The 12,926-nt window shown below is 43.8% G+C and carries 12 protein-coding genes; 7 read left to right on the top strand and 5 right to left on the bottom strand.

Annotated elements, in window-relative coordinates; translation table 11 throughout:
• Positions 1-4: 4 nt before the first annotated feature.
• The 5 genes from ACQYAC_RS10730 to kduI form a co-directional block, all read right to left on the bottom strand.
• Positions 5-1,150, bottom strand: a complete 1,146-nt coding sequence (locus tag ACQYAC_RS10730; protein WP_429943273.1) for a Ger(x)C family spore germination protein — start codon at positions 1,148-1,150, stop codon at positions 5-7.
• Complete coding sequence (locus tag ACQYAC_RS10725; protein ID WP_429943272.1) at positions 1,147-2,247, bottom strand: GerAB/ArcD/ProY family transporter; 1,101 nt, start codon at positions 2,245-2,247, stop codon at positions 1,147-1,149. The genes ACQYAC_RS10730 and ACQYAC_RS10725 overlap by 4 nt, the downstream gene beginning before the upstream one ends.
• A gap of 3 nt (positions 2,248-2,250) precedes the next feature.
• Positions 2,251-3,717, bottom strand: coding sequence for a spore germination protein (locus tag ACQYAC_RS10720; protein ID WP_429943271.1), 1,467 nt, complete (start codon positions 3,715-3,717; stop codon positions 2,251-2,253).
• 106 nt (positions 3,718-3,823) lie between these two features.
• Positions 3,824-4,597: a 2-dehydro-3-deoxy-D-gluconate 5-dehydrogenase KduD gene (kduD, locus tag ACQYAC_RS10715; RefSeq protein WP_429943270.1), complete on the bottom strand. Its 774-nt coding sequence runs from the start codon at positions 4,595-4,597 to the stop codon at positions 3,824-3,826.
• Between the two features lie 4 nt (positions 4,598-4,601).
• A complete protein-coding gene (gene kduI, locus ACQYAC_RS10710; RefSeq protein WP_429943269.1) occupies positions 4,602-5,429 on the bottom strand; it encodes a 5-dehydro-4-deoxy-D-glucuronate isomerase in 828 nt (275 codons plus the stop codon).
• A 262-nt stretch (positions 5,430-5,691) separates the two neighbouring features.
• On the opposite strand from kduI, the gene ACQYAC_RS10705 reads away from it, so the two are divergent.
• The 7 genes from ACQYAC_RS10705 (at position 5,692) to ACQYAC_RS10675 (ending at position 12,870) form a co-directional block, all read left to right on the top strand.
• Positions 5,692-6,702, top strand: a complete 1,011-nt coding sequence (locus ACQYAC_RS10705) for a LacI family DNA-binding transcriptional regulator (protein ID WP_429943268.1) — start codon at positions 5,692-5,694, stop codon at positions 6,700-6,702.
• Between the two features lie 86 nt (positions 6,703-6,788).
• Entirely contained in the window at positions 6,789-7,805 is a 1,017-nt protein-coding gene (locus ACQYAC_RS10700) for a sugar kinase (RefSeq protein WP_429943267.1), read from the top strand.
• A complete protein-coding gene (locus ACQYAC_RS10695; protein ID WP_169055821.1) occupies positions 7,777-8,376 on the top strand; it encodes a bifunctional 4-hydroxy-2-oxoglutarate aldolase/2-dehydro-3-deoxy-phosphogluconate aldolase in 600 nt (199 codons plus the stop codon). The genes ACQYAC_RS10700 and ACQYAC_RS10695 overlap by 29 nt, the downstream gene beginning before the upstream one ends.
• 118 nt (positions 8,377-8,494) lie before the next feature.
• The gene (locus ACQYAC_RS10690; protein ID WP_429943266.1) at positions 8,495-8,950 is read left to right on the top strand and encodes a GNAT family N-acetyltransferase; all 456 of its coding nucleotides are present in this window, start codon (positions 8,495-8,497) and stop codon (positions 8,948-8,950) included.
• Positions 8,951-9,017: 67 nt separating this feature from the next.
• Entirely contained in the window at positions 9,018-10,019 is a 1,002-nt protein-coding gene (locus ACQYAC_RS10685) for a sugar-binding protein (protein WP_429943265.1), read from the top strand.
• Complete coding sequence (locus ACQYAC_RS10680) at positions 10,016-11,458, top strand: histidine kinase (protein ID WP_429943264.1); 1,443 nt, start codon at positions 10,016-10,018, stop codon at positions 11,456-11,458. The genes ACQYAC_RS10685 and ACQYAC_RS10680 overlap by 4 nt, the downstream gene beginning before the upstream one ends.
• Complete coding sequence (locus ACQYAC_RS10675) at positions 11,452-12,870, top strand: response regulator (RefSeq protein WP_339164137.1); 1,419 nt, start codon at positions 11,452-11,454, stop codon at positions 12,868-12,870. The genes ACQYAC_RS10680 and ACQYAC_RS10675 overlap by 7 nt, the downstream gene beginning before the upstream one ends.
• Positions 12,871-12,926: the final 56 nt, after the last annotated feature.

Below are 12,926 nucleotides of genomic sequence, written 5' to 3'. Positions count from 1 at the left end.
TACTTTACCATTTAAAGCTTTTTGTTGCACCTTCTGCCCCAAAGTTCAAAATACTGACTTTGACTTCATATTCGATATCCGCTTCTTGAAAGAGCGCATCCCATTCGTCTCGATGCTTTTCCCAATAGTCAGGGTATTTAATACGAAACTGTCGGCTTAAAAATATGGGATCAACGCCCACCTCTTTTTGCACATGATGGACCGCTTTTTGAATTCGTTGTTTGATTTTGTTAGCAAAAAGATGCTCAAATCTTTTGATGTACTGCTCATCGTAGGAATTTTCTGCAGGGTACTGATCTTCAGAGAGCTTTCCTTGGGTGTTGACATTAATTTTAAAGGAAATATGTCCATCTTTCAGATAGGGTTCAATCTTGGTTTTTGCTTTCTTAATTTCATACGTGATCGGAAAGTCTTTGTAGGTGGCAGGTACAACGCCGCCTGAAATTCGGTCCATCACCCAATTTAAAGATTGGACATCCTTCGCAGGAATGAAACCGATCAGTTTTCGTGTTTTTCCATCTATAATTCCTGCCCCATTATAAATAAGTTCACCGTTTATCGCATCTACACTTTGGACAAGGAAGCTAGCGCCCATCTGGAAGTAATCAGATGCTCGGCCAATACGGGTTGGCAGCAAAATCTTTCCGTTAAAATTTCGGTTTTTGGATGTTTCAAAGATATGTTCAACCGGAACCTTTTGCTGTGATTTCAATTTTTGATTGATCACTTTTGATGCATCATCACGTGACACGAGAAGATAGCTGCTTCGCCGAACCTCATCATCTCGAATAAAATGATTGAGCGTTCCTTGAATATCGTGATGCTCTGCCTGATTTTTGCCGAACAGGAAGATTTTTAGATGATCACTATAGATCGGCGGGTCCTTTAAGGCAACATTACTGACAGCCTCCAGCACATTTTTCCCCTTCGAGACGACATTCACATAGCCAGGAGAATCCGCTTCTTGTGTCCCGCCCATCTTCGGTACCAGGTTTTGGTAAGTGAGTTTGACTCCTTGCTCCTCTTCCTCGTCAATGCCAATGCCGCGCACAAATGATAATTTTTCAATATCCTTTAAATCCCAGCACCCTGCTGATAAAAGGATAAGACAGCAGGATAAAAAGATGAGCAGTACACGCCTTCCTCTCATGCAGAACGACCTCCCCATTTTTTACGTATCATCAGCAGAACAGCTGTAATAAAAGGAATGGCTAAAATCGCGAACAATGCGTAGCCGAGTAAAGTAGAGAAGTAAAAGACTTCATTGATATTTCTCGGAAATAAAGAGAGGGCAGAGGTAATCAAAAACAGCAGCCAAAGCAGTCTCGTTACATTGGTTGTCTTAAAGACTGTGTGGCACCCTTTAATGGCAAATTGGAAAAAGCCAAGCATACAAATGAACTGCTGGCAAGTCCAGATCGTCAGTAAAAAAATATCAAATCGTTCAATGAAGACCCCTTCAAGTTCTAGTGCTTGAATGAGTGAGACAGTGGGCCAGGTGAGGGATTTCGTTTCTCCAACGGTCATGGAACCAATCACAATAAAGAGCGTGAGAGAATAGATAAGAGAAGTAATTCCAACCCCGATCGCAGCAGCCCACTTTGCTTTCGACCATTTGTCTTTATAAATGAGCGGTACAACAAACAAAATGACCTCAAAGCCTGTAAATTGAATAAATGTTTGAGAGAACAAATTACTGAAATCTTTAAACCCGTGCGCCATCACTGGGCGTAAGTAATCAAAGTCGAATATTTTCAAACTAAACAGCATGAGCCCAATATAAATAATCATTGTCATCGGATATATGTAAGTCACCATTTTTACTATTGGAAAAATACCACTTTTCAAATGATAGATCGCCACCAGAAGAAAAATCATCACAATCACTGCCATGGGAGTCGATTGCAACAGGAAAAACTGAACAACCTCCCCGAGAACACGCGCTTCAAAGCCGACAATGCCTAGTAAATAGGCAATCAGCATTAAATTAAAGAACGTGCCGAAGATTGCACCGGCTCCTTTAGTATTTGACTCGAAAATGGTGTCCGGTGCATTCTTTTCAGCAATCCATCCTAACAAAAAAGCAACGAAAGCAAAGATGGCTCCCTGTAGTAATACAATGATCCAGCCATCAGGGAATCCTGAATTGGCAGAACTGCGAGGAATGGTTAAAATTCCAGCGCCTATCATTGTAGAGCTGCACAGAATGGTGACTTGTAACAATGATAGCTTCTCAGCTCTGTACATCGGTTAATCTCCTTGTCTTTTGAGATTTTTTATTTTTGCTGTTTTCGGTCTCGATTTAAATAGCCCAATTGGTAAACGTACGTACGTATCCTTTAAATCTGAAAACGGTGAAGACAAAACAGGTGTGAAATAGTCAAAACCAAAGGTCTTTAATTGCATCAGGTGACAAAGCACAAATAAATAACACATGATTAAGCCATATAACCCAAACATCGCTGAACTGAAAATGGCCATAAACCGCAAAATGCGCAGCGGGAAACTAAAGTCATAGGACGGGGCAGTGAAATCGGCCAAGGCGGTCAGCGACACGATAATCACCATTAACGCGCTGACGATATTGGCTTGGACAGCCGCCTGACCAATAATCACGCCGCCAATGAGTCCAATCGTTTGTCCAATAGCCCTCGGAAGACGAAGACCAGCTTCCCGCAGCAGCTCTATCGTAAACGACATGAGAATGGCTTCGACAACAGGAGGGAACGGAACATTTTGCCGACTGCCTGCGATGGTGATTGCCATTCGTGTTGGTAATAACCCGGGGTGATATGAGACAAGAGCGATGTAGAGCCCTGGTAAAAAAATCGTTAACAGTACGGCAAAATAACGGAGTAGGCGCAAAAGAGTCGCACTTGTCCATCTTTGATAATAATCCTCCGGTGATTGCATCAAGGCTGTAAGTGTCATAGGCATGATGAGGGCAAAAGGTGTGCCGTCGAGCAAAATGGAGACTTTGCCTTCAAGCACAGATGCAATCACTCGGTCAGGACGTTCTGTATTTTGAATCTGCGGAAAAATGGAGATGTGGCTGTCCTCAATCAACTGTTCAATATAGCCGGTTTCAGGGATGTCATCCATTTTGATTTCGGTCATGCGTGCTAAAACATCTTCTACTAATTTGGGATCAACAATATCACGAACGTACACAAGGGCTGCGGACTTTTTATTGCGAGTACCTACATTCACCTTTTGAATGACAAGGTTTGGGTCGTTTGCCCGCTCACGGATTAAAGCCGTGTTTTTTTCAAGATTTTCAATAAAACCGATCCGAGGCCCTCTTACAAGGACTTCCGATTGCGGCTCTTCTACTTCTCTAAATTGAAAAAGGTTCGTTTGGAGTGCAAGTGCTTGAGCCGCGCCATCTACAAATAAAATAGCCCTGCCGCTATATAACTGCTCGATGGCAAGGTTCATATCCTCCAGCACGTCATTTTGGATGCCGAAGAACGTTTTAGACAGGGCTGGAAGCGTACTAGAATCAACTTCGGTGATATCCAGCTCCTTTTGCATAGGTGAAATGATTTGTTTGGAAAGCATCTCAAATTCTGTGAGTCCTTCAATGTACATGAGACATGCAGAGATAGCAGAAGGGCCAAATGAAAATGAGTGGAACACGATATCATCACTTTTCCCGGCAAAGCTTTTGACGCGCTTGATGACGGACGCTATATCTTGTTCAATACGACTTTTCATAATACCTCACCCTCATGTCATGTTTTCTATAGAGTGACTCGGATGGTGGAGAATTATGCAAATAGAAAAAAGAGAATCCCTGCAAATAGGAATTCTCTCGTCTGTTTTATCTCGCAAGCCAGCCGCCATCAACAGCTAAAATATGACCGTTCATATAATCAGAGGCTGGTGAGCTAAGGAAAACAGCAGCACCGGCTAGATCCTCAGGCTTTCCCCAGCGACCGGCAGGGATTCGTTTGAGAATCTCATCATTTCGATTCTCATCGTCCCGAATGGCTTGCGTGTTATTGGTCGCAATGTAACCAGGAGCGATCGCATTCACTTGTATTTGCTGGTTCGCCCATTCGTTTGCAAATGCCTTCGTCAGCCCTGCGACTGCGTGTTTACTTGCTGTATAAGCGGGGACAAAGACGCCGCCTTGAAATGATAGAAGGGAGGCGATATTAACGATTTTCCCTTGACCAGTTTTCAGCATCTGCCGCCCAACCCTTTGGGTGAGGAAAAAGAGACTATTGATATTCACATCCATGACCGTATGCCAGTCTTCCTCTGAATAATGAGCAGCTTGTTCTCTTTTAATGGTGCCAGCATTATTGATTAAGATATCGATCGTATGCTTTTGTAACATGGCATCGACAGCCTGTTTTGCAGTTTGAGGGTCGGAAAAATCAATCTGAACCGCATGAAACGAGCGGCCCGCCTGTTCGACGAGCGCTTTCGTTTCCTCTAGCGGTGTGTGGTGGTATGTGCCGATAATATCTGCGCCTGACCTGGCAAGCGCCACAGCAATGCCCTGCCCAATGCCGGTTCCAGGACCTGTCACAAGGGCTGTTTTGCCTTCAAGAGAAAAGAGGGACGTTACATAGGATACTGTCGTCATCACATTACCTCAGCTGGTCCATTGGGACAAAGTCCATATCTTTGAACGTATAGTTCTCGCCCGCCATCGCCCAAATAAATGAATAATTCGCTGTACCCGAACCTGAATGAATGGACCAGGCAGGAGAAATGACCGCTTCCTCGTTGGCCACAACGAGATGTCTTGTTTCAGATGGCTCCCCCATAAAATGAAAGACACGAGCATCTTCTTCGATATCAAGATATAAGTACACTTCCATACGTCGATCATGAATATGAGCGGGCATCGTATTCCACGTGTTATTGGTTTCCAGTTGAGTGATTCCCATCATGAGCTGACAGCTTTGAATACCGTTTGCGTGGATGACTTGATACAAGTTTCGTACGTTTGAAGCAGACGCTTCCCCTAAGTGATTCGGTGTTAATTCAGCGATGGCTGCTTTTTGCGTAGGGTACGCTTTGTGAGCGGTGGCTGATACAAGATAGAACTTGGCTTCTTCGCCTGATGAACTAGCAAACTGTACATCTTCGTGTCCAAGCCCAATATATAAGAAATCTTTGTGCTCCAGTACAAAGGCTTCACCATCGACAGTGACCGTTCCTTGACCGCCGACATTTACAATGCCGATCTCGCGTCTTTCAAGGAAATACTCCGTACGTAGAAAGTCGCCGGCATCTAATTTGAGCGGTTCTACAGACGGCATAACCCCGCCAATCACCACGCGGTCCTCATGCGAATAGTAGAGCTTTAATTTACCGCTGACGAATAGTGTAGGAATATGAAAATGACGACGAAGTTCCTCTGTTGTAAAACGCTTGACCTGCTCAGGATGTACAGCATAACGATTTTCCATTTGAAATAAGCCTCCCTTTCCATCTGAAACAAAATGTAGGTATTTTATTTGGTATCGGTTTCAAGGAAAATTTTAGAGGAAAAAGAGAGTGTCGTCAACCGTTATTTTGAAATCGCTTTCTTTTTGTTTATTTAAATAATTATTTGCCATCTTCAAGCAAAAAAATCTTCTGGAATACAAGAAATTATGATATGCTCTTTTTAAGTTATTTGAAATCGGTTTCGAAACAAATGAGAAGACATTGATTGTGGGAGTTTTTTGAATGAAAGAGAAAAAGCAAACGAAAGTGACCATCAACGAAGTGGCCGCTTATGCAGGTGTTTCAAAATCAACTGTATCCAGATATATCAATGGCAGAACAAATGAAATTTCTATTGAAAAGGTCAAAAAAATTAAAAAAGCCATTGAAGAACTGCATTATCGTCCGAGTCAGCTCGCTCAAGGATTGAAAGTAAGAAAAAGCAAGGTCATTGGGTTTATTGTAGCCGACATTACAAATCCATTCTCTGTTGCCACACTTCGCGGAGTCGAAGAAATTTGTGATGAATATGGATACAGCATCATGGTATGTAATACAGATAACCGGCCAGAAAAAGAACGCGAAATGCTCCTCAAGCTGAATGCGCATTATATTGAAGGGCTCATCATCAATACGACAGGCCAGAACAATGACATTCTGCAGGATTTTAAGAAAAACGGTGTGCCGATTGTCCTTGTTGACCGGAAATTACCTGAACTAAAAGTCGACACAGTGACAACGAATAACCGTGATATCACGATGCAGCTGCTTCAACAAATGTATGAGAGAGGCTATGAGCACATTGCCTTCTTTACTGAGCCGGTCGATGGGATCAGTCCTCGTGAAGAAAGAAAAGAAGCATATGAACAGACAGCCATGAGTAAACATAAGAAGCCGCTCATTGTAGAAATTGATTTGAAACAAAAGGAACAACTGCGAGAAGAGCTTGTCCATTTTGTCCAATCAAACCAGCAGAAAAAAGCGATTTTAGCAGCCAATGGATTACTTATGCTGAAGCTGATTAGTGAGCTTGTAGACCTCGGATTAAAGATTCCAGAAGATATAGGCATTGCAGGTTTTGATGATACAGAATGGTATAAGCTGATTGGGCCTGGAATCACAACGGTTGCCCAGCCATCTCATGAAATGGGGAAAGCCGCCATGCAAAAAATCAAGACTCGGCTTGAAGGGGATGAAAGTGCGCCCCAAACCATTCAGCTTGATGGAGAAATCATCGCAAGAAAATCCTTATAAACAACAGACAGAGAAGAGTATACATACGTGCATGCTCTCTCTTTTTCAACTAATTTGAAACCGGTACCATGAAAGGGGAGAAATGAGTGAAAGCATTGAATGCGGTCACATTTGGGGAATCAATGGCGATGTTTTACGCAAAAGAAGCCGGGGAGCTTCATCAAGTGCATACATTTCAAAAGGCGCTTGCTGGTGCCGAAAGTAACGTGGCAGTCGGTTTAGCGAGGCTAGGTTTTGATGTGGGATGGATGAGCAAAGTAGGAGCAGATTCACTTGGCACATTTATTTTAGAAGAGCTTCAAAAAGAAGGAGTCGATACAAGTGCAGTGATTCGTTCAAATGATGGGGCTCAAACAGGGATCTTACTTAAATCCAAAGTGATGGACGGAGATCCTGACGTCACATATTATCGCAAAGGCTCTGCTGCGAGCACGATGAGTCCAAGCGACTTTCCTGCGGATTATTTCAAGCAGGCAGGACATCTCCATATGACAGGTATTCCACCTGCGTTATCCAATGAAATGAGAGCGTTTTCTTTTCATGCTCTTCAAAAGATGAAAGAGGCAGGCAAAACCATTTCATTTGATCCAAACCTTCGGCTACAGCTATGGGAAGAGGAAGAAGATATGATCCATACAGTGAATCAGATAGCTTTTCAAGTGGATTGGTTTTTTCCGGGGCTTGCAGAAGGGCAAAGGCTCACAGGCTGTCACGAGCCGGAAGAGATTGCAGATGTTTATTTGCAAAAAGGCGTCAAGCTTGCGGTCATTAAGCTCGGTGCAGAAGGTGCCTTTTATAAAAGTGCAGCCAGTCAGGGGATTGTGAGCGGCTTTTATGTGCCCAATGTCGTGGATACAGTCGGTGCCGGTGATGGATTTGCCGTGGGGGTCATCAGTGGTTTACTGGACGGTTTATCATATGAAAAATCTGCGACAAGAGGCAATGCTGTAGGGGCTCTTGCGGTGATGTCTCCAGGCGATAAGGATGGTCTGCCTACTCGGGAAGAGCTTCAGGCTTTTATGAAGGGAGCCAAACGATATCACAGACGGGAATATATGAAGGGGGACGAAGGATATGGGAAAGTCAGCAAGTTTGAGCGTTAAAGAGCGGATCGCGGCTTGTAAGCTGATCGCAGTGGTAAGAGCGGGGAGCGAAGCAGAAGGCATTGAGATCATTGAGCGTTTAAAGAAAAAAGGCGTTCGTGCCATTGAAGTGACGTATACCACGCCCAATGCGGAACGCATCATTGCATCTTTTCAGCATGAGCAAGATCTGATTGTAGGAGCAGGCACAATCACAACCCTTCAGCAGGCGCAGTCAGCCATTGACGCAGGCTCACAATTTATTGTCAGTCCAGGATATCTTCCTGTCATTGGAGAGCATCTCTCGTTTCACGACACACTCTATGTACCAGGTGTCCTCACCCCGAGTGAAATCATGCAGGCAAAAGCAGCTGGATACTGCTTGCTCAAGCTTTTTCCAAGTGGCTCCTTCGGTTTATCCTATATGAAAAATTTACAAGGCCCATTTCCAGACATTGAATTTATTCCAACGGGAGGTATTCATCCAGCCGATGTGCCAAACTGGCTGAAAGCAGGCGCAGTGGCAGTAGGGGTCGGAAGTCAGCTTGAAAGCAGTACGGCAGAAGAATTACAAGCGGTTCTTTCTTCATAAATAGGTGCTATCAAATGAACAACTGGCAGATGAATGCTGGTTGTTTGTTCGTTTATCTGACATAACAGCTGGTGAATACTGACTCTTCACGTACAATGATCGTGAAGGAGTGGTAGAAGTGTACATTCAACAAGATACACTCACGGATGGACAAATAGAACAGCTGATTACCGCTCATATAGAAGAAATGAAAGAGCATTCCCCGCCAGAAAGTATTCATGCCCTTCCGTTAGCTGATTTGAAAAAGCAAGATGTCACAGTGTGGAGTGTACGGGATGGAGAGGGGCTTCTTGGCTGCGGAGCGTTAAAGGAGCTGTCAAGAGAGCACGGTGAAATCAAATCCATGAGAACCGCAGCTCTCCATCTGCGAAAAGGTGTAGCAAGGTATATGCTGAACCATCTTCTCCAAGAGGCAAAAAGGCGCGGCTATTCACGTGTCAGCTTAGAAACAGGTGCGATGTCTTTCTTTGAGCCAGCAAGAAAACTATATGAGAGTGTTGGGTTTTATATTTGTCCGCCTTTCGGTTCATATCAAGAAGATCCAAACAGTTTATTTATGACAAAGGAATTATAGAGGTCGAGAGAGTATGCTTATAAGCAGCTCTTTTTTTATGCGCAATTTTTGAAAGGGGGAGGATGCGGTGAAAGTATCAAAGTGGATCGGGGTGGGCGCCTTTCTCACTTTTTGTGTCGTATCTGTCATTTTTTTAACATCATTAGGTCAAGATTTATTTAAAATTGAAAGCGCTTCCGAAAAAGCGTCATCAACCTATCAATATCACTTTGTCCTTGTACCGGAGGAACTTGATAATGAATATTGGCAGCTGGTCCAAAAGGGAGCTGCTGATGCGGCAGCCGCTCATCGCGTATATTTAGAATATTTGGGTCCGAAGCAAGCCGATATAGATGATCATTTGAAAACCATTGATATGGCAATCGCAGGGCATGTTGATGGCATTATGACACAGGGACTTGATGCGAAAAAATACAAACCGCTTTTTCAGAAGGCGAGGGAAAAGGGCATTGATGTTGTCACAGTTGATACAGATGCAGAGGGGAGCATGCGTCAAGTGTATGTAGGCACGGACAATTATTATTCAGGCTTTATCGCAGGACAGGCACTCATCGCAGATACAAAAGGCGAACAGTACGTAGGAATTGTCACAGGCAGGCTAGATGCCGTTCATCAAAAGCAGCGCGTCAAAGGATTTCGAGATGCCGTCGCCGCTGAAAAACGCATTCATATTGTTGGAATAGAAGAATCAGCCATTACAAAATCAGGGGCCTCCGGTGCCGCGTATAAACTATTAAACGATCATGCAAAGCTCACTGCATTTTACGGCACGAGTGCATTAGATGGTGCAGGTATCATCCAAGCAACAGCGCAATATCGATCGTCCACAGATGTCTATGTACTCGCATTTGATACATTGCCAGATACGATTCAGGCGCTCGACGATGGAAAGATTGATGCAGTCGTTGTTCAGCATCCTTATGAAATGGGCTACCAAGCAGTGGAATCGCTTGTGCGCTTGCAGAAAGGTGAAAAAGAAGAGCCGCTTCAGTACACAGGAACGAGTGTGATTCGGCAAGAGGATCTGCCGCTACAGCAAACAGACAGAAGGCAGGGGGTGCAGCCGTGAAAAGGATTCGAAGCAAGTTGTTACTGGCATTTTTAACCCTTGTATTTCTTGGAAACGTGGCCGCTTTTTTTGTCTATTGGAGCAGCTCGAATATCGTATCGGAATATAGCAGAAGCTTTCGTTCTTTTCTCCTGCTTAATGATATATCGACAGAGGCAAAAACGATGTATGAAAAGGTCAATGCGTATGCGATTGAAAAGGATCAGCAGTTTGCCAAAGAATACCTAGCTTCAAAACAAAAAATGAAATCCTACGACCAGACATTGCGAAAAGATGCCGGGCTTCATGCGGCAGTTCCTTCTATTGAAAAATATCAATATATGATACGGACGCTCATCAATGAGAGTGATGCGACCATGACACATGTAAAAGAAGGAAAAATCAAAGAATATGCAGCAAGTGTGAAGGAAGTAAGAACCGTCTCCTCCTACATACAAGAGCAAACAATGACCTTGCTTGATGATGAATTGTCTGAGTATCAAGTACTCTATCAATCTCTGCAAAAAAGACACCAAATCTATGCGCTCTTTACCCTATGTTTGTTTACACTGTCTATTGGAGTCGCATTATGGATGGCGTATATGATTGCTGGCGGGATTTCAAGACCGATTGTCCATCTCTCTCGAAGCGTAAAGGAAGTATCAGAAGGAAACTTTGATGGAGCGGACTTGCATGTCACCTCAAAGGATGAAATTTCTGTATTAAATGAGGCCTTCCAGCGAATGCGTCAAGAGATGAAAATGATGATTGAAGAGATGAAACAAAAGGCAGCTTTAGATCAAAAAATCAAAGATATGAAGCTGAAAACGCTCCAAAACCAAATGAACCCACATTTTTTATTTAATACCTTAAACATCGTCTCACGCATGGCTTACTTAGAATCAGCGGATGCCACATCAAGGTTGATCCAATCTGTTTCCACTCTCATGCGTTATTCGCTGTCAGCTCTCAGTGCATCCGTTACGCTCGAACAAGAAGTAAAAGTGGTCAAAGAATATTTTCATATACAAGAAACAAGATTTGCCGATCGTATTACATGCAAAACGACCATAGATGAATCGTGTTTATCTGTACGTATCCCAAGTCTCACCTTACAGCCACTTGTTGAAAATGCCTTTATTCATGGCGTCGAACCAAAAGAGGAAGATGGACTTGTCGAGCTCTCGATCTATCAAGAAGGCGGCTATGTGATGATTCGGATTCGGGACAATGGGATGGGAATCAATGAACAAGAGAAAAGAAGATTGCTATCAGAAAAAGAAGAGGAAGATCCAAACATGTTGAGTAAAGGGCATTCAACAGGAATCGGTCTTCGAAATGTGATGTCAAGGCTGCGTTTGTTTTATGGGGTACAAGATGCCCTTCAAATTGACTCAAATCCAAACGAAGGCACCACTATTCAATTGGTTATTCCAATGAAGGAGGGACCGGCATGCTGAACGTGCTGATTGTAGATGATGAAAAGATAGAACGGCTAGCGATGCGGAAGTTCATGACCGATTGGCTTCCAGAGTGTCATATCGCAGGAGAAGCTGAAAATGGAAAAAAGGCGGTTGAATTCGTGCGGACTGAGCCCGTTCATCTTGTGCTCATGGATATTCAGATGCCTGGAATGGATGGATTGACAGCGATCAAGCAAATCAAAGCGATCAGTCCTCATACAAAATTTATTATGCTGACAGCCTACGATACGTTCGATTATGCCAAGCAAGCGATGCAGGAAGGAGTGAAACAATATCTCGTCAAACCGGCTGACAAAGATGAAACCATCGCCGCCATTCGAACGGTTGCGTCAGAGATTCAGCAGGAGGCGTCTCAGCGGCAGGCGCTGGCGGCCGGTCAGCAGTCAAAGTGGCTTGAAGCTCATGTCATAAACGGACAATCCTATACTTCCACGGAGTTTCGACAACTGTTTCATGAATTCGAAGCAGGTCTTGTCATCGCTGTGCAGCGGACAATCGGGAATCAGTTGTTGATTCATTTACAGACATCTCCCCTTTTTCATACGGTGCCGATTCAGGTGAGTGGTGAGCTGTTTACATGTCTCATTTATCGTCACCAAGCGCCTGGTCAGTTAAAGGCAGATGTCTTGCAGGCGATTCGAAATGCCACAACCAACGATCAGCCTTCACCTGTCGTTGGCATGGGACACCCGGTCTCAAATCCGCTTTATCTTCAGAAAAGTGCAGCAGAGGCGAAGCTTTCCTATTATCAGCGGAAAAAGAGTTCTGGCGTTGTTCGTTATGGCTTTTACCAAACAGAAGAACAGTCCCATCCATTGATCCATCTGCCTGAGCTTGCAGACGATATGATGCAGGCAATGGAAGAAGGGAGAAGAGAGGAGGCCCTCGCTTTATTCGATGCTTTTGAACTAGAGGGGGCGACCCTGTCTCAACTAAAAGAGCTGCTGATCTTATTTAAATCACGACTCCGAACAGACTGGCCTATATTAACGATCAACACCGCAGCAGAATGCCGCCAGTGCTGTGAATATTTATTTGACGTGTACGAAGCAAGAAACCAGACTGTGAATGATATTGAGCGGGCAAAGCGCTACATCAAAACGCATTTTTGTGAACAGATCACGCTGGAACAGACTGCGGCCTATGTTGATTTAAGTCCGACCTATTTCACAAAAAGGTTTAAAGACGAGACAGGGCTGACATTTAAAGAGTATGTGACTGCCTGCCGGCTGGATAAAATCAAAAGGCTTCTCAAAGACAGCTCGCTTAGTTTAAAAGAAATTACCTATCAGGCAGGATATACAGACCCTAATTATGTCAGCCGTGTGTTTAAGAAGATGGTCGGCTGTTCACCGAAGGAATATCGAAAACAGACCGTAAAAAAATGAAGAATTTCATAAAAAAGTGAAGAAGTTTGCCTAAAAAAAAGCAAGGATCTGCCATT

The sequence above is a fragment of the Bacillus sp. MM09(2025) genome (assembly GCF_050496725.1).
In the GTDB taxonomy this organism is placed as follows: Bacteria; Bacillota; Bacilli; order Bacillales; family Bacillaceae; genus Bacillus; species Bacillus pumilus.
The sequence above is the reverse complement of the archived record's forward strand: the minus strand, read 5'-3'. Positions and strand labels throughout refer to the sequence as shown.

Excerpts from the sequence above, each read along its gene's own strand:
- ACQYAC_RS10730 (WP_429943273.1), bottom strand. The coding sequence starts at position 1,150 with ATGAGAGGAAGGCGTGTACTGCTCATCTTTTTATCCTGCTGTCTTATC.
- kduD (WP_429943270.1), bottom strand. The coding sequence starts at position 4,597 with ATGACGACAGTATCCTATGTAACGTCCCTCTTTTCTCTTGAAGGCAAA.
- ACQYAC_RS10705 (WP_429943268.1), top strand. The coding sequence starts at position 5,692 with ATGAAAGAGAAAAAGCAAACGAAAGTGACCATCAACGAAGTGGCCGCT.
- ACQYAC_RS10725 (WP_429943272.1), bottom strand. The coding sequence starts at position 2,247 with ATGTACAGAGCTGAGAAGCTATCATTGTTACAAGTCACCATTCTGTGC.
- ACQYAC_RS10720 (WP_429943271.1), bottom strand. The coding sequence starts at position 3,717 with ATGAAAAGTCGTATTGAACAAGATATAGCGTCCGTCATCAAGCGCGTC.
- ACQYAC_RS10695 (WP_169055821.1), top strand. The coding sequence starts at position 7,777 with ATGGGAAAGTCAGCAAGTTTGAGCGTTAAAGAGCGGATCGCGGCTTGT.
- kduI (WP_429943269.1), bottom strand. The coding sequence starts at position 5,429 with ATGGAAAATCGTTATGCTGTACATCCTGAGCAGGTCAAGCGTTTTACA.
- ACQYAC_RS10675 (WP_339164137.1), top strand. The coding sequence starts at position 11,452 with ATGCTGAACGTGCTGATTGTAGATGATGAAAAGATAGAACGGCTAGCG.